Origin of the sequence: Oleiharenicola sp. Vm1, from assembly GCF_047777955.1 — a bacterium.
Classification (GTDB): Bacteria; Verrucomicrobiota; Verrucomicrobiia; order Opitutales; family Opitutaceae; genus Didemnitutus.
This window is the reverse complement of the sequence record NZ_CP180537.1, coordinates 2,187,743-2,206,743: the sequence shown is the minus strand read 5'-3', so window position 1 is coordinate 2,206,743 and position 19,001 is coordinate 2,187,743. Positions and strand designations below refer to the sequence as shown.

The window sequence follows — 19,001 nt, the reverse complement described above, 5'->3', positions numbered from 1 at the left end:
CCAACGTGCCACCGCGTGCCCGGCACCGACAACCCCTAACTTCCGACCGCCCACTGCTCCCGATGAAAATTCAGCCGTTCGCACCCCGGCTTCTCTGGCTGGCGCTCGTCGGCCTCGCGCTCGCCCCGCGCTCCCGCGCCGACGTGATCTACACCAACAACGGCGCCCAGATCGTCGGCCAGATCACCGGCGTGAAGAACGGCCGCCTCGAGGTCACCACCGCCTACGCCGGTCCGATCAGCGTCCTGCAGGCCGCCGTGACCGGCATCTCCACCCAGCGCCCGCTCGCCGTCCAGCTCGCCGACGGCACGCAGGCCGAGGGCACCGTCTCGGCCGGCATCGCTCCGGGCACATTTCTCATCGTCACCCCGATCCGCACCGTCACCGCCAAGGTGGCCGACGTGCGCGGGCTCTGGGAATCGACCGCCAATCGCGCCGGGCCCGTCGGCACCGAGCACGCGCGCACCTGGAGCTTCGAGCTGAACGCCAACGTCAACGGCCGCAGCGGGCTCAAGGACCAGCTCGGCGCCACCGTGGGCGCGCGGGCCTCGCGCGTCAGCGCGCAGGACACGTTCACCGCGCGGATCAGCGTCGACCGCCAGTCCACCGCCGGCATCCGCTCCGCCGACCAGTTGAAGGCGGGCGTCGACTACCAGCGCAACCTCGCCGCGCGCAGCATCTGGTATCTGCGCGACGAGGGCGGCTACGACCACGTCCGCGACCTGCGGTTCTACGACATCGCCGCCGGCGGCTTCGGCTACGACCTGATCAAGCGTCCGGCCGTCCGTGTCACCGCGCGCGCCGGCCTCTCCTACCGCTACGAGGACTTCTCCAACCCCGCCACGCAGGACCTCGCCGCCCTGGGCGGCGACTTCGGCCTCGCGAACGTCATGCAGCTGCGCGGCAACTCGCTGGTCAACCGCGTCACCTACGTGCAGGCCTTCGACCAGGCGCGCACCTACCGCCTCACGCACGAGAGCTACTTCGAACTCCCGACCAGCCTCACCCGCCTCCGCCTGCGCCTCGGCCTGACCAACGACTACAATTCCCAGGTCGGCATCGGCATCGAGAAGTTCGACACGACCTACTTCGCGCAGCTGCTGCTCCTCTGGCAGTAGGGCCGCGGCGAGCCTGCATCCGCGGCCTCCTGCCACGCGTAGCATCCGCGTGCCTTCCCTCCGCCACCTCGTCCTCGTCCTGGGCGACCAGCTCGATGCGCAATCCGCCGCCTTCGACGGCTTCGATCCGGCGCACGATGCCGTCTGGATGGCCGAGGTGAAACATGAGGGGGCGAAGGTCTGGAGCACGAAGCCGCGCCTCGCGATGTTCCTCGCCGCCATGCGGCACTTCCGCGACGCGCTGCGGGCGCGCGGCTGGCCCGTCGACTATCGCGCGCTCGGCGGCGCCGGCGGCGAAACCTTCACCGCGCAGCTGCACGACGCGCTCCGCCGCCTCCGGCCGCAGGCGCTGGTGCTGGTCGAGGCCGGCGAATGGAGCGTGGCGCGCGCGATCGAGGAGGTCGCCCGCGCGACCGGCCTGCCGCTGGAAGTGCGGCCGGACCGTCACTTCCTCTGCCCGCGGGAGGAATTCCGCCGCCACGCGGCGTCGCGCAAGCAGCTGCGCATGGAATTTTTCTACCGCGAGATGCGCGCGCGCACCGGCATCCTGATGGCGCACGGCGAACCGGTCGGCGGCCAGTGGAACTTCGACGCCGACAACCGCGAATCGTTCGGCCGCGACGGTCCCGGCTTGCGCGTGCCGCCGCGCCGCTTCGCCCCCGACGCCGTCACTCGCGGCGCCCTTGCCGACGTGGAGCGGCACTTCGCCGGCCACCCGGGCTCGCTGGCGGACTTCGACTGGCCGGTCGACGCCGCGCAGGCACGGGAGGCGCTGGAAGACTTCATCGCCCACCGGCTGGCCGACTTCGGCCGCTACCAGGACGCCATGTGGACGCACGAGCCCTGGCTCTACCACTCGCGGCTCAGCGCCGCGATGAACCTTAAGCTCCTCGATCCCCGCACCGTGCTCGCGGCCGCGGAGCAGGCCTGGCGCGACGGCGCGGCGCCGTTGCCCGCCGTCGAGGGATTCATCCGGCAGATCCTCGGCTGGCGCGAGTTCGTGCGCGGGGTCTACTGGCATCACATGCCCGGTTACCTCGAGCGCAACGCGCTGGGCGCAGCGCAGCCGCTGCCGGCGTTCTATTGGACCGGCGAGACCGAGATGGCCTGCCTGCGCGACGCCCTGGGCCAGACCCTGCGCCACGGCTACGCCCACCACATCCAGCGCCTGATGGTCACCGGGCTGTTCGCACTGCTCTACGGCGTCGATCCGCGTCGCGTGCACGAATGGTATCTGGCGGTCTACGTCGATGCCGTCGAGTGGGTCGAACTCCCGAACACGCTCGGCATGTCGCAATACGGCGACGGCGGCGTGATGGCCAGCAAGCCCTACGTCGCCAGCGGCAAATACATCCAGCGCATGAGCAACTATTGCGCCGGCTGCCGCTTCGATCCCGCGCAAGGCACCGGGCCGCGGGCGTGTCCGTTCACCACGCTCTACTGGGATTTCCTGCTGCGCCACGAGCCGCTGCTGCGGCGCAATCCGCGCATGGCGATGCAGGTGCGCAACCTCGCCCGGCTCTCCGCCGCGGATCGCGCCGCGATCCGCCGGCAGGCCGAGCAGCAGCGCGCCCGCCTTTCCTGAGCGCTCCGCGCCGGTGCGTCAGCGCCCCAGGGCGCGCAACACCTGTCGCGCGCCCTCGTGCGTCGGATCGAGGCGCAGCACGCGCTGCGCGGCCGCCCGGGCGCCGGCGGAGTCGCCGGCGCGGAGGCATACCGTGGCGAGGGCGTAGGGATAGTCGGGCTCGCCGGGCGCCGCGCGCTCCGCCTGCTCCAGCGCTTGCGTGGCCTCGGCCAGGCGCTGCTGCTGCGCGAGCAGCAACCCGAGGTTATACCACGCGCGGTGGAGCTTCGGGTCGCACTGCACGGCGAGCCGAAAGGCGTTCTCCGCCTCCGCCGCCTGGCCCGTCTCGGCAAAAGCCAGCCCGGCCCGGAACGCACTCGGGCCACCGCCGCGGCCGGACAATTCCGCTGCGCGTCGGAACTCCGTTCCGGCCTCGTTGGCGCGGCCGAGCGCGGCCAGCACCATGCCGTGGGCATCGCGGATGGCGGGCGAAAACGGGTCCCACTGCGCGGCCCGCGCCATTTCCGATTCGGCCCCGGCCAGGTCGCCGCGGTTGGCCTTGTCTTGCCCGAGACGCAACCGGCCCGACGGCTGGTCCAGCGTCAGGGCGAGATACTCGTCCAGCTCCCGGCGCGCCGGCGCATCGGCCGGCAGCTGCGCGGAGAGCGCCCACGCGGCATCGAGTCGCACCAGGCGGACGGGATCTTTCAGCAGCGGCGAGAGCAAATCGGACGCGTCCGGAGCACCGACAAAGAAACGCGCGGCCGCCGCCCGCTCCAGCGGATCGCTCGCGGTCAGGGCGAGGCGCGCCGCCTCGCGGCCGGCAGACGCACCGGCAGTCTGCGGCAGCAGCGAGAGGTAGGTGGCGCGCCAGGCGGGCACGTCCTCCTGATGCAGCAGCGCCACCAGTCCTTCGGCGGCGCCGGCGGCATCGGTCTGGGCGGCGGCGATCGCGTGGGCCCGCGCCCGCTGCCGCGCCCGCACCTTGGTGCCGAACAGCGCGTCGGCCTGGGCGATGTTCCATTCGAGGCCGCGGTCCTCGTGGCAGCGGCTGCAGGCGTTCGGGATGCCGAGCTCCTTGGTCAGCAGCGGATCCGGCGACAGCCAGCCGTGATCGTGGCGGGGGCGCGCTGCATGTAGGTGGTCGTCGGCATGTGGCACGCGACGCAGGAATTGCCGGGGCTGCCGGCGGCATGCTTGGAATGCGCGAGCGGATCAATCGGCACCGCGACGACGCCGCTGGGCAGCTTCCGGCCCGGGGCCGCGTGGCATTGCAGGCAGAGCTGGTTGTCCGAGGTGGGAAGAATCGTCTTCGTGGTGTGCGGATCGTGGCAGTCGAGGCACGTCACGCCCGCGTGGCCCATCCGGCTGAGCAGGACGGAGGTCCAGTTGAAGTCCTCGTCGCGCTGCTGACCGTCGGGATAAAAGGTCGCCGCGTCCACCGGCAACACGACGCGATAATGATCGGCGTAGGCATCGCCCGGCTGGAATTTGTCGGTGAGCAGCTCGTTGCGCGCATGGCAGGGAGCGCAGGTCTGCATCATCCGGGCCCGGTCGCCGAAAAACGGCGGCTGCGGTCCGCGCGCAGCCGTCGCCCCGGGCGCGCCATGCCCCTCGGCCGTCGGGCCGTGACACTGGATGCAGCCGACCCCGTGCTCGACCCAAGTCGATCGATAGCGGTCCGTCGCGGCATCGTAGTTTCGCTGGAAACCCGTCATGTGGCATTGGGCGCACATCGAATTCCAGTTCATGCCGCGGCCGGTCCAGTGACCCCACTCGCCGGCGCGGCGCTGCTCCGTCCCGAAGACGCTGAACCACTCGCGTCGTGCGGGATCGTAGGCCAGCTCGTGCGGCTGCCAGCGGCCGCCGGGCGCCGCGATGAGCGGCTGCCACAGGGGGCGGTGGCCGAGGATGGCCTCGGCCCGCACGGCGGGATCGAGCCGGGCGAGACCGGCCAGCGCATCCGCGTCGGCGGACTGCACCGGGCGGTTGGCCAGGGCATGATCGGTCGACGCCCAGGCTTGGAACTCCGCCGGGTGGCACTCGCGACACGAGGCCGACGTCTGCCGGGTCGCCGCCGCCACCGAGGGCGGGCGCGACGCCGGCGCTGCATCCCGGCAACCGCTCAGGAGTAGGACGGCCACGGCAAGGGCGGCCGCAAGGTCACGGGATCCGTTTCGCATCATGTCCGGGAAGGGACGCACCCCACCATGCAAGAAATTCGCCCGCGGCTGACGAGTGCCGATTCGCGCCCGGCGCGGGATTCCCCCGATTGGGGGCTCGTCTCTCGCGGCCGGTCCGCTTTCCTCTCGCGTCCGATGAAGAGCGAATTCCTCCCGCGGCTGCTGCTCCTCGCGGCGGTGGCCGCCGGCCCGCTGAATGCGGCCGAGACCGCCCGCGCGAAACCCTCCACGGCGCAGCCGCCCAATGTCGTGTTCATCCTCGCCGACGATCTCGGGCAGCGCGACCTGGGCGTTTACGGCAGCTCGTTCTACGAAACCCCGCACCTCGACGCGCTCGCGCGACGCGGGGTCCGGTTCACCCAGGCCTACGCCGCCGCCAATGTCTGCTCCCCCACCCGGGCGAGCCTGCTGACCGGCCGCTACCCGGCCCGCCTCGGCATCACCGACTGGTTGCCCGGACGCGCCCCGCACCCGGGCGACCGTCTGCTCAGTCCGGAGCTGGCGCCCCATCTCGGGTCCGACACCATGACGTTTGCCGACGCGTTCCGCGCCGCCGGATACCGGACCGCCTTCATCGGCAAGTGGCATCTCGGCGACGGACCGGAAAATGCCCCCGATCGCCACGGCTTCGAGCTCAACCGCGGCGGCTCCGGCAAGGGCAGCACGCCCTCCTACTTCAGCCCCTACCGCTTGCCCAACCTCGCCGACGGACCGCCCGGCGAATACCTCGACGAGCGCCTCACCCGCGAAACGGTCTCGTTCATCCGCGCGGCGCACGCGGAGGGTCGGCCGTTCCTCGTCGAGCTCTCCCACTACGCCGTGCACATCCCTCTCCAGGCGAAGCCGGAGCTGATCGCGAAATACACCGCCAAGCTCAAGTCGCTCCCCGCCGGCGCGGACTTTGCCGAGGGCCCGCCGGACGGACGCGTGCGCGTGCGCCAGACCAATCCGATCTACGCCGCGATGGTCGAGAGCCTCGACACCAGCGTCGGCGCGGTGCTGGCGGAGCTCGCCGCGCTCGGGATCGCCGACAACACCGTCGTCGTCTTCACCTCCGACAACGGCGGCCTCGCCACCTCCGAGGGCTGGCCCACCTCCAATCTGCCCCTGCGCGGCGGCAAGGGCTGGGCCTACGAGGGCGGCGTGCGCGAGCCGTTGTTCGTAGCCTGGCCCGGCCACCTGCCCGCCGGCGCGGTGACCGACGCGATCGTCACCTCGCCCGATCTCTTCCCCACGCTCCTGGAGCTGGCCGGGCTGCCACCGCAGCCCGCTGCCCACGTCGACGGCGTGTCCTTTGCCGCGACGCTCGCCCAGCCGGAGCGGAAGCAGCCCGACCGGGCCATCTTCTGGCACTATCCGCATTACAGCAACCAGCGCGGCCGCCCGCACGGAGCGGTCCGTCGCGGAGACTGGAAACTCATCGAGTGGTTCGAGGACGGACGCACAGAGCTCTTCAACCTCGCCGCCGATCCCGGCGAAGCCCACGACCTCGCGACCGCTGAGCCGGACCGCACCGCCTCGCTGCTCGCGGAATTGCGCGCGTGGCGCCAGCAAGTCGGCGCGCGCCTGCCCCGGCCCAACCCGCCGGCGGCGACCACGCGCTAAGCCGCCACGGCACCGCGCGCGGCGCCTTCAATGCGGTGCGTTGGTCTCCCGGTCCGAGATCAGGTGCGGCACTTCGTTCGGAGCCGGTTGCCGCAGCGGAAAGGTCGCGTCGTAGAGATTGAGCTGGCGGCGTTTCCATTCGGCGCCCTCGAGGCAGACCGGATGCGGCAGTCGCACATCCCAGTCTCCGAGACGAGCCAGCATGGCTCGGGTGCGCTCCAGATGGTCGAGCGCGACATCGTGCTGCTCGGAAAGATCGTCGCTCAGGTGGAACAGCAGCGGCAGCCGATCCGGCAGCCGCACCAGCTTCCAGTCGCCCTCCCGGATCGCCGCGCTGACGGTGAAGCGCCAGAGGAGCGAGTCGTGCGGCGCGGAGTCGTCGGCTCCCATGAGACGCGTCCACAGATCGACGCCCTCCAGGCCGCTCCATGCTTTCCGCCCCACCCCGGCGCGGGCCAGGAAGGTCGGCGCGAGATCCAGCGCGGACACGACGCGTTCATACTTCCGCGCCGGCAGGTGCCCCGGCCAGCTAAAGATCATAGGAACGCGTATTCCGCCCTCGAGCAGCATGCCCTTCTGGCCGTTCAGCGGCGCATTGAGCGAGGCGTTTTGGTCCACGGGACCTCCGTTGTCGCTGAGGAACACCACCAGGGTCTTTTCCGCCACGCCCTCCGCCTGCAGCGAATCCAGCAGGCGGCCGACCTGCTGATCCAGGCGCGAAACCATCGCGCAATAGGTGCGTCGTCGCACATCGGGGATGTGGGTGAACTGCGACAGGTCCTCGTCCCGAGCCTGCAGCGGCGCGTGCGGCGCATTGTAGGCCAGGTAGAGGAAGAACGGTTGCCGCCGGTGACGAGCGATGAAGGCGATTCCCTGGTAAGTGATGTCGTCCGTCAGGTAGCCGCGCGGGCCGACTGGACCGAAGCTGCACTCCAGCTGCCCGTTCGAGCCTGCCCCGCCGTGCGAGGGGAAATAGCTGTGTCCGCCGCCGAGGAAGCCCCAGAACTCGTCGAAGCCGCGCCGCAGCGGATGGAACTGCGGACGGTCGCCCAAGTGCCACTTGCCGACGATCCCGGTGACGTAACCCGCGGCACGCAGCCGGTCGGCGATGGTGCGCTCGGTGACGGGTAGTCCATTGAACTCCGGATCGAATCCGGGCTGCGGGTTCGACAGGTTGTTGTCGTAGCCGAAGCCCACCTGATTGCGGCCCGTGAGCAGGCCGGCCCGGGACGGGCTGCACACCGGGGACGAGACATAGGCCTGGGTGCAGACGACGCCCGAGGCCGCGAGACGGTCGAGATTCGGCGTCGGGATCTGCACGCTGCCGTTGAACCCCACGTCCCCGTAGCCGAGGTCGTCGGCGAGGATGAGCACGATGTTCGGCCGGTCATCGGCCGGCTCGGCCGCCGGGAGGAATCCCGCGACCGCCAGGAACGCGAGGGCGACCAGGCGGCGCCGGCGCGCGCCCCCGGCGCGGAGCACGGGCGTGGCTTCGACCGTCATCACTCCGGAAACGACCAACGCGGCTGCCAGCGGATGATCGGGTTCTGCGCGGCATCAAACTCGATCGGGAGCCAGACGTAGCGCGAGTCCTCGAGATTCCATTTGTTCCAGCGATCGAACATCGCGAGGAACAGGTCCGGTCGCCCGGCAACCGGCAGGACGAACGTGCTCTGCGCCCCGAAGGTGATCTCGGCGCCCTCCCCGCGGCACGGGTTGCCGATTTCCCGCCAGGGTCCGAAGATCGAGTCCGCCACCGCCGCGTGCGCCGGATTGGGATCCCAGCCCGTGCAGCCGGAGCCGATGAGGTAATAGCGTCCGTTGCGCTTGAAGACCGCCGGCGCCTCGATCGAGCGCCCGACGAAGATCCGCGCGTATTTTCCCGCCGGCCGCAGGTAGTCCTCGCTGAGCTGCGACACGTGCATGGTCTGGTTCGATTCCGAGGCGTAGAACTGGTAGGCCGTGCCGTCGTCGTCGACGAACAGCGTCATGTCGCGCGCCATCTGTCCGCCCTCGAGGTCGCGCGCGAGAAAATTGCCCGGAGCGGCCGCGAGATCGGCGTCGGTGGCGTTCAGCGGCCGGACTCCGGCGTTGGGGCGGAAGCTGCCGACGTATTTGAACGGACCGACCGGAGTGTCACTGACGGCGACGCCGGACCGCGCCGCCTGGTAGTTCGGGCTGTCCTGATGAAACCACAGGACGAACTTCTTGGTGCGGGCGTTGTAGATCACCTTGGGACGCTCGATGACGTTCTCGGGCGCCAGGTCGTGATCCGGGTTCTCCGGCACCGACGGCAGCGCGAGGCCCTCGTTCTTCCACGTCACCAAGTCACGGGAAGAATACACCGAGACGCCGCCCGCCAGCACGCGTGTGCCGCCCCACGCCTTGTTCACTTTCGGGAGATAGGTTCGCCCCTCCTTGAACTCGCCATACCAGTAATAGACGCCCTCGTGGAAGAGGATCCCGCCTCCGTGCGCGTTGATCGGGCGGCCATCCGTATCGCGCCACACCTCGCCGGGGGCCAGCGCGGTGACGGCCCGAGCCGTCGGGAGGAGGCTAGCGACGCCAGCCAGGAAAAGGACGCATGCAAGAAGTCGTGGCATAGAGGGAAATTTTCGGAGCCAAGGCAGCCAGGGGCGGCCGATTTGTCGGGTGGTCGCAGAGGATACCAGCATCGCCCCGCCGGTCCTACCCCCCGTTAGGGTGGAACGGCGCTACGGCAGTTCGATGGCACCAATATCCGGCGCACCCGTAATGGGCTGGCCGCGGATGTCCGTCGCCACGGTCAGGCCGAGCGCCAGCCCCACGTTGTCCCCGGGGAGCGGCGGGATCGCGATGCCGCGATCGTGGACCAACGCGCGGTTGCCGGGCACGTAATCCTCGAGGCGCTCGCCGCCGGGCTGCGCAAATCCGGGATTGCCGATGACCGGAGCCTGATCGGCCAGGCCCAGCCCCGCCGGCCAGTTGTCGGCCCGGAGAAAGAGATTGTGGGCAACGAACGCGCGCTCCACCGGCTGCAGCGCGGCCTGCTCGCCGCGCGCCTGGTCGCCGGCAACCTTGGCGCTGGATCCGACCACGCAGAAGAGGTTGTTCGCCACCAGCACGCCTTGCGCGGTCGGCGCGACCGCGAACTTCGCGGTGAGGCCTTCGCCGACGTAGATCGTGTTGTTGTAGAAATACGAGTTGAACGGCCCGTGCGGCTTCCGTTTCGCCCCGACGTAGCCGCTGAGCCAAAACGTTTTCCCTTCCTGAAACGCACCGTCGCGGCCCTTCACGCGCTGGCCGTCGTTCACGCTGATGTTGTAGCGGTAGGCGCAGTTGTAGTTGTCGCCGAGGATTTCGCAGAAGCCACCCGCGTTGTGCGCACTGAAGTTGTATTGGACGACGACGTTGCGGCAGTTGAAGTCGATGTGCACGCCGGCCGAATCGCCGGGACCGTTCGCATGGGTGAAGCGGCTGCGCTCGATCACCACATCCCGGGTGCCCCACGTCCACAGCCCGCTCCCCCGCCCCCAATTCCGCGAATCGCTGGTGCTGCCCGAGTGGTCGACGGACAACTGGGAAAAACGGCCGCCGGCGACGCCGGACATCTGCACGCCCGGACCACCGCTGTGGGAGATCCTGACGTCCTGCACCGTCAAATCGCGGATGCTGTCCGCGGGGCCCGTGAATTTCAGTCCGGTGTGGTCGACGCGCTCGATCACGCAGTCACGGACGATGATCTGTTCCATGACCGCACCACTGCTCTGGTGCACGAGGAAACGGATGCCCCACCCGTAACGTCCCTCACCGTTGGCGGTCTTCACATCCGCCGCCGGACGCCGGAAGCCGGGATTCTCGAAGGACACGGACTTCACGTGCAGTCGCATCAACGCGATGCCGCGATGCTCGCCGGCGCGATCCGCCACGACCAACACGCCGCAGCGCATGTCGCCGGTCGGCGCTCCGCCGTCCGCCGACACGACCAGGTCCGACACGACGACGTAGCTGCAGTTGCGGAGCTCCACCGCGGCGCGGGTATCGCGGCCGTCGATGAGCGCCCGCGCGTTCCGGTCCCCTGCCGGTCGTGCGTAGCTGCCGATCGTGATTGGCTGCTTCGCCGTGCCCGCGAGATTTTCCAAAAGAAGCCGGCCCGCATGACGCACCCCCGCGAGCAACAAAAGGCGATCGCCCGTCTGGAGCGGTGCGCGCTGGGCGCGCGCCAGCGTTCTCCAGGCTTCGCCGACGGCCGTGCCCACGGCGTCATCATTGCCCTGCACCGGATCGACGTAGTAAGTCGTGGCGCGCGCGGCGACAGAGCCGACGCAAAGCAGCGTCACGACGAACACCGCACGGAGTCGCGACATCATCGGAGGGAATTCTGGGGCTGAGCGTCGCAAGGCACGACGCCGGGATCAAGGGGCGACGTGCGTGGCGCGCTGGCGGATCTCGTCCAACTTCCGCTGCAGCTCCGCCGCTTTCTCGGGGAACTTGGCGATCACGTTCGTCTGCTCCGCGGGGTCTTCCCGGAGATTGAAAAGCAGCGGCTCGGGGATCCGGTTGGGAGCGAACCTCGCATCCGAGGGATTCGCGCCCCCGGTGCCGGAAGCCTTGCCTTGCACGGTGGCCGGGATGTATTTCCAGTCGCCGGCCCGCAGGGCCAGCGTGTCGGAAATGCCGTGCAGCACCGTGTAGTCGCGGACGTTCTCGGTCGTGGCTCCGAGCAGGACGGCGCTGAGGTCCATGCTGTCCGGAGACTGCGCCGGCGAGAGGGTGGCGCCGGTCAGGTGCGCGAGGGTGGCGGGAAGGTCGACGAGGTTGAACATCTGCTCCGTCACGCGCGGCTGCAGACGGGCGGGCCAGCGGGCGATGAGGGGCACGCGGCAACCACCCTCGTAGACGAGGTATTTCCAGCCGCGCAGCCCGCCGGCCGGACGATGGTCCTTCACGTTCTCCGCTGCCCCGTCGAAGTAGCCGTCAAACAGCACCGGGCCGTTGTCGCTGGTGAAGATCACGAGGGTGTTCTCCGCGAGATGGAGCCGATCGAGCGTCTGGAGGATCGCGCCCGCGGCCGCATCCATCTGCTGGATGACGTCGCCGCGCACCCCGAGTTCGTTCTTCCCCTCGAAGGGCGGCTCCGCGACACGCGGCACGTGCGGCTCGAAGAGTCCCACGTAGAGGAAGAAGGGTTTGCCGGCGTTCCGCTCGAGGAACTGCACCGATTTCTGCACGACGGTGGGCGTCAGCTCCTCGTCCCGGAAACGAGCCGACTTGCCGCCGGCCATGTAGCCGATGCGGCTGATGCGGTTGATGATCGTGCCGGAGTGCTGCTTGTCCGCCCGGTAGCGCAGGGCTTCGGGATGGTCGGTGCCGTTCGGCTCGACCCGCAGGTCGGCCTCGTAGCTGACGGTGATCGGATCGGCGGGATCGAGACCGACGACGCGATGATTCTCGATCCAAACGGACGGCACGCGGTCGACGGTCGCCGGAATGATGTGCGCGTAGTCGAAGCCCACCTCGAGCGGACCGGGGGCGATGCGGCCGTTGAAATCGACCGCCTTCGTGCCATCGCCGAGTCCCAGGTGCCACTTGCCGATCGCGCCGGTGACGTAGCCCGCGCGGCGCAGCGCCTCGGGCATGGTCAATCGGCCGGGCTCGATGCAGAGCGGCGCATCACCGGGCAGGATGCCCGTGCGCTTCGACGACTGCCGCCAGGCATACTCGCCGGTGAACATCGAGTAGCGCGTCGGCGTGCAGGTCGACGACGGCGCGTAGCCGTTCGTGAAGCGCACGCCTTGGGCGGCGAGTTGATCGAGATGGGGCGTCTTGATGCGCGTGGCGCCGTAAGCTCCCAGATCGCCATAGCCGAGATCGTCGGCCACGATGAAGACGATGTTCGGGCGAGGCGGCGGCGCGTCGGCGGCGGACGCACGGGTGAGCAGTCCTCCGCCCATGACGAGGCCAAGGGCGAGGCGGAGAAAAAGCTCACGCCCGCAGCTTCGGGAGTGAGCCGGCAGGCGTGAGGAAGCGATCATGGCGGGACAGTCGATACGCGAATCGGCGCGCGATTAGAAGGAGAACGAGTTCGTGATGCTCCAGGTGCGTTCCGGCGGAATGCGGAACGTGCCCCAGGTGCCGTCGGCGTTCGCAGCGATCGGAATGAGCTCATCCTTGGCGTTCAGATTGCGAACGTTGAGGTTGATGGCCCACATGACGTTTCCGCCGAGGATCTTCAGCCGGTGCTTGTAGCCCAGGCTGGCGTCGACCTGCGTGTCGCTCGGGCCGTAATAGGGCTTGGTGACGTCGGCCACCAGGAGGCCGTTCTGGGTGATGTAGGGATAGCCGATGCCGATCTTATCCTGCCAGCGCACGGCGCCGCCGATGCTCAGGCCGCGGAGGAAGCCACGCTGAATTTCGTAGTTGGTGACGAAATTCATGCGCCACTTGCGGATTTCCGGGGTCGCGGCGCCCGACAGCGCGGCCGCCGAGCGGATCGAGGGCAAGGTCTCCGACTGGTATTGCGCCCAGAACGTGCCGGTTTCGTTCGCGGCGGGATTGCGCGCACCGGGGAGCAGCTTGCCGTCATACATCGTCGAGAGGTTGGCATACCAGGCGTCGGCGAAGGCGAGCTCCTGGGCGGCAACGTCGGACTTCACCGCCTCGTTGCGCGCGGCGCTGAAGGCAATGCGCCAGCCGCGCACCGGATTGGCGACGATCTCGTATTCCGTGCCCCGGGACTCGGTGTTGCTGACCGAGGCCAGATTGATGATCGAGGCCGGGTTCCATTGCAGCGTGCTGCCGCTGCCGGTGAAGTTCGGGTTGAAGTTCTTGCTCGCTCCGATGTTGGCCTTCAGCCGATCCGGGATCGTGTTGTAGATCGCCTGGGCGACGTCGGCGAAGGAATTCCAGCCCGGGTAGACGTAGTTGAAGTTCGCCGGGTTGAGGCCCGCATCGCGGGCCGCCAGCATGCGGCCGATTTCCGTGCTGATGTAAGTGTAGGGATTGCCCACATTCGAGACGGAGTCGCCCTGAATCTGGGTGTTGTAGCGATTGATGCGGAGGTAGAGTTTGCCGTTGAACGCGGAGAGCGTGATGCCCTTCTCGGTCGTCTTCGCATTCGGGGAGCCGAGTTCCTCGTTCCAGATGTTGCGGCGCTGGCCGATCGGATTGAAGTTGCCGGATTCGTTCCAGAACGCGCGCAGTTCCGTCCCCCAGGGCAGCTTGACGGGCAGGCGGCCGACGACGCTCTTCGTCCAGCTGCGCTTCCCCTGCGCGACCGACGGGGCGAAGGTGACCGCCGATTCGTCGAGGCTGCCGTTGGCGAGACGCGTGGTGGGCGCCGTGCCGATGAAGTTCTTGTCGATGTCCTCACGCCAGCCGACGACCGTGACGAGGTAATCGTTGAGCCAGTTGCTCTGGAGCGCGACCGCGGTCGAGCGCAGATTCTCGCGCTGGTCGGTCAGGTTCTGGATGATGCGCAGCGGCTTCTCGTTCGCGGTCACGAAGGTCTTGGAGACCGGATCGTAGACTTGGACCTTGTAGGTCTGGCCGTATTGCGGACGCGTCGCCGTGATCGGGGACAAACGGATGTCGGAGACGTTGGCCACGTTCACCAGGGAGGGCCCGAGGTAAAACCAGCCGTTCACCTGCGTGCCGAAGGTGCCGGGCGCCGCTCCGTTCAAGCTGGCCTGCGGGCTGGGCGAAGCGGTCGTGTCCCACGTGCTGGAGTAGGTGCGATTCGAGCGGTCGATATCGGTCTTGAAGAGCAGCCCGGAGACCGTGTGCCGACCGAGCATCCGCACCCACTTGGACTCGCTCTGCGTGAAGTCGTGCTTGAAGAAGGCGGTCAACTGCCCGGAGTTGCGGTCGATGCGATTCATCTGATCGCGGAAGACATCGGTGGTGGAGATGAACGGGCGACCGAAGTTCGGATTCAGGATCGGCTGGCCGGTGCTGGACTTGACGCTGAGGTAGTAGTTCACGTCGACCATGATGCCTTCGTCGTTGCCGCCGGTGGGGATGGAAAAGTCGCGGCGCTTGGTGAAGCTCTGATTGTTGTAGGCGACCTCCACACCCGCCTTGCCGCCGAAGAGCAGCTGCTCGTAGCGCAGATCGAGCGCGCGGAACTTGTGGTCATGATGATCGAAGGCGCCGGTCATCAGGTGGTCGTAGAAATTGAAAATATTCGGGTCCTGCAGGCGGGTGCGGACATAGCCGGTGCGGAGACGGTTGAAGTCGCCGGAGGAGCGCAGCGAGCCGCCCGTGCCACCGGGCAGGGTGGCGGGAATGCTTCCCTGGAAGCCCTGGATGCCGGCCAGCGAGGGGTCGGAGAAACCGACACTCGCCGTGCTGGAGGTCGGATCCGCGTAGATCAGCGCCATCTGCGCGTAGAGCGGGAAACCCTGGACCACGGACGAATTATTCGGATTGAGCACGATGCCGGCGCCGGTCGCGGTGCGCAGCGCGGAGTTGTTCACGTTGGCCGCGGTGGCGTTGGTCACGAGCGTGGTCGGGAGTCCCGGAACGGCCGACTGGGTGCCGTAGCCCCACCACTGGTATTTGGCGTTGGCGGGATTGCTGACTCCCGAAGCGGTCGTCGGGTTGAACCAGTTGTCGATCGTGAAAGTGGGCGTGAGCGGATCGGGCGGAACACCCTCGATCTGGCCGCGCTCAAAGTTGCCCCGGAGCGTGCCGCTGCCGAGGATCGAACCGCGCTTGGGCTCGATGAGCCGATATTGCATCGCCACGTAGAGGCGGCGGTCGGACTCGTAGGCGGGATCCTGGCGGTAGTTCTTGTCGTCGTTGACCGCATCGACGCGGATCGCGAGCTTCTTGGGGATGATCACCTTGTTGAAGTGCGCCTCCTCCCGGTGGGAGTTGTAGGAGCTGAAACGCGAGGCGAAGCGATAACTGTCCTTGAACGTCGCCTTGCGCATCGCCGAATCGATCACGCCACCGGCATTGCCGACGCCGGCAAGGATCGCGTTCGGGCCACGGCTCACCGTCAGCGTGTCGAAGTTGTAGGTGTCGCCGGGGATGTCCGTCGGGAAAAAGTCGCGGGTGCGGGTCGCGGCCGCCAAGGCGCGCACGCGATTGACGCTCGAGGGGTCATCGCGCACCTCGGCCGCATTCTCGCCGGTCACGCCGGAGAAGTTGCCGTTCTGGCCGGCGGCTTCCGTCGAGGCGGTGAACGTCAGGATGTCCTGCAGCTTGGTGACGCTGATGTCGTCGAGGAATTCCTTCGTGTAGACCGAGACGGCCGCGCCGACGTCCTTGAGGTCGGTGTTGAGGCGAGTGCCGGCCAGCGTGTTCGTCGCCTGGTAGCCGTTGTCTTGCTCGGAGTTCACCACGAAGGGGCTGAGCGTGACGACGTCATCATCCTTCGGTGGCGTGGCGGGCGCCGAGGTCGATTGCGCGAAAGCCGGGAGCATCAGCGCCGAGAACATCGCGCCGCACAGGGCGAGACGGCAGCCAATCAAATCCGCGGCGCGGACGCGCGACACAGCGAGTGAGGGGATGGGGGAGTTTGGATACATGGTGCAGGGGTTCGACGGACCGGCCGGCCTAGGCCTTTCACGGTCACCGGTTGCGAGGGGTGGATCGTGAGCAGCCAGACCGCCGAGTGGGGGTGCGATCGGAGTGACTCCGCCTAGACTACCAGCGCTGCGCCCGAGCGGCTACCCCCCATTGGGGTGGATTGCGCGATCAGCACTACTCGAGATGGATGATGCCGTGCCGCACCGCGCTGATCGCCGCCTCGGTGCGGTCGCGGACCCTCAGTTTGGCAAAAAGCGTCTTGAGGTGGGACTTAACCGTTTCCTCCGAGATGAAGAGCTGCGCGCCGATCTCCTTGTTGCTGCGCCCGCGGGCCAGCAGCTGCAGCACCTCCTGCTCGCGCTGGGAAAGCGCCTGGCGCTGCGCGCGCTCGGCCAGCCGCTCCGCGATGCGCGGGGGAACCTCCGTGCTGCCGCGATGCACCGCGATGATTGTGCCCGCGATCTCCTCCGTCGACATGTCCTTCAGCAGGTAGGAACGCGCCCCGGATTGCATGGCGCGGAAAACGTCCTCGTCGGCGTCGTAGGTCGTGAGCACGATCACTCGCACCCCGGGATCGCGCCCGAGCAATCCGATGATCGCCTCCACCCCGCCGATGCCGGGCAGGCGCAGATCCATCAGGACCACCGAGATGGTCCCCGGCGTGTAGGCGGCCAGCGCCTCCTCGCCGGAGGCGTATTGCGCCACCACCTTCATGCCCGGCTGACTGTCGATCAGCGCGGCCAGGCCCATGCGGAAGGTCGGATGATCGTCGACGATCATGACCTTGATGAGGGGATCGTTGGATTTGTTCATGAGGGAGGAAAAGCCGTCAGGTTGAAATCGGCGCCTCGACCACCACCTCGACCCGCGTGCCGCCGCTCGCGCCCGGCCCGACGGTGAGGCGGCCACCCATCTGGGCCACGCGCTCGCGCATGCCGCGCAGTCCGAAATGGCTGTTGCCTCCGGCGGCCTGGTCCGGATCGAAGCCCGCGCCGCTGTCGCTCACGGCGAGCCGCACGCTGGCGTCATCGAAGACGAACTCCAGGTCGATGGTCGCGGGCCGGGCATGCTTCAGGGCGTTCGACACGGCCTCCTGTCCGACGCGCAGCAGGTTGTTCTCCACCTGGGGCGCGAGCCGGCGCGGCTGCCCCTGCACCCGCACGCGGATCTCGCACGCCATGCCCCTCGCAGCTGCTCCGCCACGGTCTTCAGGGCGCCGACCAAGTCGTGCCGCTCGAGAATGTGCGAGCGCATGTCCCAGATCGACTCGCGCGCGCTGGCCAGGCACTGCCGCACGATCTGATGGGCAGCGGACAAAAACCCGCCGACCGCCTCGGCGCCGCCGGCGCGGGCGGCGTTGCGCGCCAGCTCGAGCTGCATCGAGACGGCATTCAAATCTTGGGCGAGCGTGTCATGGATCTCCCGCGCGAGCCGGTTGCGCTCCGCCAGCATCGCCGAGAACTCCACCTCCGCGAGCTTCCGCGCCTCCTCGCGCTGCGCGATCTGCCGCCGCGTCACGACCGCCATCGCGACCAGCGCCAGCAGCGTGATCACCAGGACGGCGATCACCAGGCCGAGGGCACGGTGCAGGGTCAACCAGGGAGCCGGGCGGAGCACGCTGATGTCCGCGGCGTTTCGCAGCCAGAGCTGGAGGTCCTCCGCCACCCACAGACCGGTCGGCCGGAGGAAATTGGTCCGGCCGGTCAGGCAGATGCCGGTCACCCGCAGCAGGCTGCCGGGTTCCCACGCCGGCGGCGCGGATTCGCCGGCGAGCTGCGAGAGCCGCCCGTTCACCTCGATGCCGTTCCAGCGAAGCACGAGCAGCAGCCCCTCCGGTGTCATCCGCAGTTCCCGCAACTCGGCGTCGATCTGCACCAGGTTCGCGTCGAAGCGCGCGATGTCCTCCGGCCGGCGCAGCGGCTGCGCCCGCGGAGCGGGACCGGACGAGATCTTGCGGAACACCGCATCGCTCAGGCTGGGCGTGTAGCTGCCGTGGTCGGGAAATCCCACGACATCGACCCAGTCGCCCGGCGTGAGGTTGCCCGGCTGCGCCGAGTCGATCTGCATGCCGCGCTCGCCCTCGCGCAGCCAGAGCGTGTGTCCGCCCTTGTGCCCGGTCACGACCCCGCGCACATGCACGCGTCGGCCGGTGAATCCGCTGCGGGAGAAGCGCAGCACCTCGCTGATCGGCTGCACGGGCAGTGCGAAGGGATCCGCGGGCGGCGGCACGATGACCTCGACCATGGCGCGGTTCGCCACCTGCAAATTGGCCCGCACGAACTGCCGGTTGGCGTTGTGGACGTTGAAGACGACGCCGCGCAGGCGAACCTCGGCATCGACCAGCTCCTGGGGCTGCAGCTGCCCGTTGATCTGCACCTCCATCTTGTCGTCCCCCTGCGCGAACGTGACGAGCCAGCTCTCGCCGGGATTGGGCGCGATGCCGCCGGTGCCGCCGCGCGAGACTGGCATCCGCTCCTTCGGCGTCGGCACGCAGGCCCGCACGATGCCGCGGAGCTCGACCCACGCGGCGTCGAATCCACCGGCGTTGAGCTCGGCGATCGTGGTGGGCCGCGGAAGCGGCAGGGCCCCCGGCCCGAGGCGCTCCACGCGCTGCGCGCGCACGATGGGCGCGAAATCGCCGGCGTCGGTTTCGCCCCTCACGTCGAGCTCGTCGCCGAGGCGGAAGCGGTTCTCCACCACCTCGCCGAGTTCGACGTAGATGCCCTCGGTGCGGTCGAGCAGCACGAGGGCGTTGCGCGGCGCCGTCACCAGCAGCAGGTTCCCGCGCAGATGCACCGGCCGCCGCTGCGCCGCCACTTCCGGAGCGAGCGCCCGCACGGCCGCCGCGTTGTCCAGTTCGGGCGGCGACTCGGCCCCGGCCACCGGCATGGCTGCCAACGCCAAGGCCAACGCCAGAAACGGCGCGATCGTTGGGGGCGGGGTGAGCACGCGGCGACCTTTTCGGATGGCGGGAAAAATTGCGAGCCCAAAGCGTCCGGGCGCGCGCCCGCGCCG

Annotated in this window: 13 protein-coding genes; 3 read left to right on the top strand and 10 right to left on the bottom strand. The window is 68.7% G+C overall.

What is annotated here, in order from left to right:
- Nucleotides 1-62: 62 nt before the first annotated feature.
- Nucleotides 63-1,118, top strand: coding sequence for a DUF481 domain-containing protein (locus ACMYLB_RS10950; RefSeq protein ID WP_415910952.1), 1,056 nt, complete (start codon nucleotides 63-65; stop codon nucleotides 1,116-1,118).
- Between the two features lie 49 nt (nucleotides 1,119-1,167).
- Complete coding sequence (locus ACMYLB_RS10945; protein WP_415910951.1) at nucleotides 1,168-2,703, top strand: cryptochrome/photolyase family protein; 1,536 nt, start codon at nucleotides 1,168-1,170, stop codon at nucleotides 2,701-2,703.
- 18 nt (nucleotides 2,704-2,721) lie between these two features.
- Here ACMYLB_RS10945 and ACMYLB_RS10940 read toward each other — a convergent pair whose 3' ends face one another.
- Nucleotides 2,722-3,843: a tetratricopeptide repeat protein gene (locus tag ACMYLB_RS10940; protein WP_415910950.1), complete on the bottom strand. Its 1,122-nt coding sequence runs from the start codon at nucleotides 3,841-3,843 to the stop codon at nucleotides 2,722-2,724.
- Complete coding sequence (locus ACMYLB_RS10935; RefSeq protein ID WP_415910949.1) at nucleotides 3,765-4,826, bottom strand: multiheme c-type cytochrome; 1,062 nt, start codon at nucleotides 4,824-4,826, stop codon at nucleotides 3,765-3,767. The genes ACMYLB_RS10940 and ACMYLB_RS10935 overlap by 79 nt, the downstream gene beginning before the upstream one ends.
- Nucleotides 4,827-5,000: 174 nt before the next feature.
- Here ACMYLB_RS10935 and ACMYLB_RS10930 point away from each other — a divergent pair, with 174 nt between their 5' ends.
- Nucleotides 5,001-6,470, top strand: a complete 1,470-nt coding sequence (locus tag ACMYLB_RS10930) for a sulfatase (protein ID WP_415910948.1) — start codon at nucleotides 5,001-5,003, stop codon at nucleotides 6,468-6,470.
- A gap of 27 nt (nucleotides 6,471-6,497) precedes the next feature.
- Here the strand turns inward: ACMYLB_RS10930 and ACMYLB_RS10925 are convergent, their stop codons facing one another.
- The 8 genes from ACMYLB_RS10925 to ACMYLB_RS10890 all read right to left on the bottom strand — a co-directional run bounded on the left by ACMYLB_RS10925 (nucleotide 6,498) and on the right by ACMYLB_RS10890 (nucleotide 18,935).
- Nucleotides 6,498-7,973: a sulfatase-like hydrolase/transferase gene (locus ACMYLB_RS10925; RefSeq protein WP_415910947.1), complete on the bottom strand. Its 1,476-nt coding sequence runs from the start codon at nucleotides 7,971-7,973 to the stop codon at nucleotides 6,498-6,500.
- Nucleotides 7,973-9,073, bottom strand: coding sequence for a glycoside hydrolase family 43 protein (locus ACMYLB_RS10920; protein WP_415910946.1), 1,101 nt, complete (start codon nucleotides 9,071-9,073; stop codon nucleotides 7,973-7,975). The genes ACMYLB_RS10925 and ACMYLB_RS10920 overlap by 1 nt, the downstream gene beginning before the upstream one ends.
- Nucleotides 9,074-9,184: 111 nt before the next feature.
- The gene (locus ACMYLB_RS10915) at nucleotides 9,185-10,798 is read right to left on the bottom strand and encodes a right-handed parallel beta-helix repeat-containing protein (RefSeq protein WP_415910945.1); all 1,614 of its coding nucleotides are present in this window, start codon (nucleotides 10,796-10,798) and stop codon (nucleotides 9,185-9,187) included.
- Between the two features lie 66 nt (nucleotides 10,799-10,864).
- Nucleotides 10,865-12,484, bottom strand: a complete 1,620-nt coding sequence (locus ACMYLB_RS10910) for a sulfatase family protein (RefSeq protein ID WP_415910944.1) — start codon at nucleotides 12,482-12,484, stop codon at nucleotides 10,865-10,867.
- Nucleotides 12,485-12,517: 33 nt separating this feature from the next.
- Nucleotides 12,518-15,985: a hypothetical protein gene (locus ACMYLB_RS10905; protein WP_415910943.1), complete on the bottom strand. Its 3,468-nt coding sequence runs from the start codon at nucleotides 15,983-15,985 to the stop codon at nucleotides 12,518-12,520.
- A gap of 175 nt (nucleotides 15,986-16,160) precedes the next feature.
- Nucleotides 16,161-16,799: a response regulator gene (locus ACMYLB_RS10900; protein WP_415910942.1), complete on the bottom strand. Its 639-nt coding sequence runs from the start codon at nucleotides 16,797-16,799 to the stop codon at nucleotides 16,161-16,163.
- 16 nt (nucleotides 16,800-16,815) lie between these two features.
- Nucleotides 16,816-17,109: a sensor histidine kinase gene (locus ACMYLB_RS10895; RefSeq protein WP_415910941.1), complete on the bottom strand. Its 294-nt coding sequence runs from the start codon at nucleotides 17,107-17,109 to the stop codon at nucleotides 16,816-16,818.
- The gene (locus ACMYLB_RS10890) at nucleotides 17,058-18,935 is read right to left on the bottom strand and encodes a sensor histidine kinase (RefSeq protein ID WP_415910940.1); all 1,878 of its coding nucleotides are present in this window, start codon (nucleotides 18,933-18,935) and stop codon (nucleotides 17,058-17,060) included. Before ACMYLB_RS10890 ends, ACMYLB_RS10895 begins: the two co-directional genes overlap by 52 nt.
- Nucleotides 18,936-19,001: the final 66 nt, after the last annotated feature.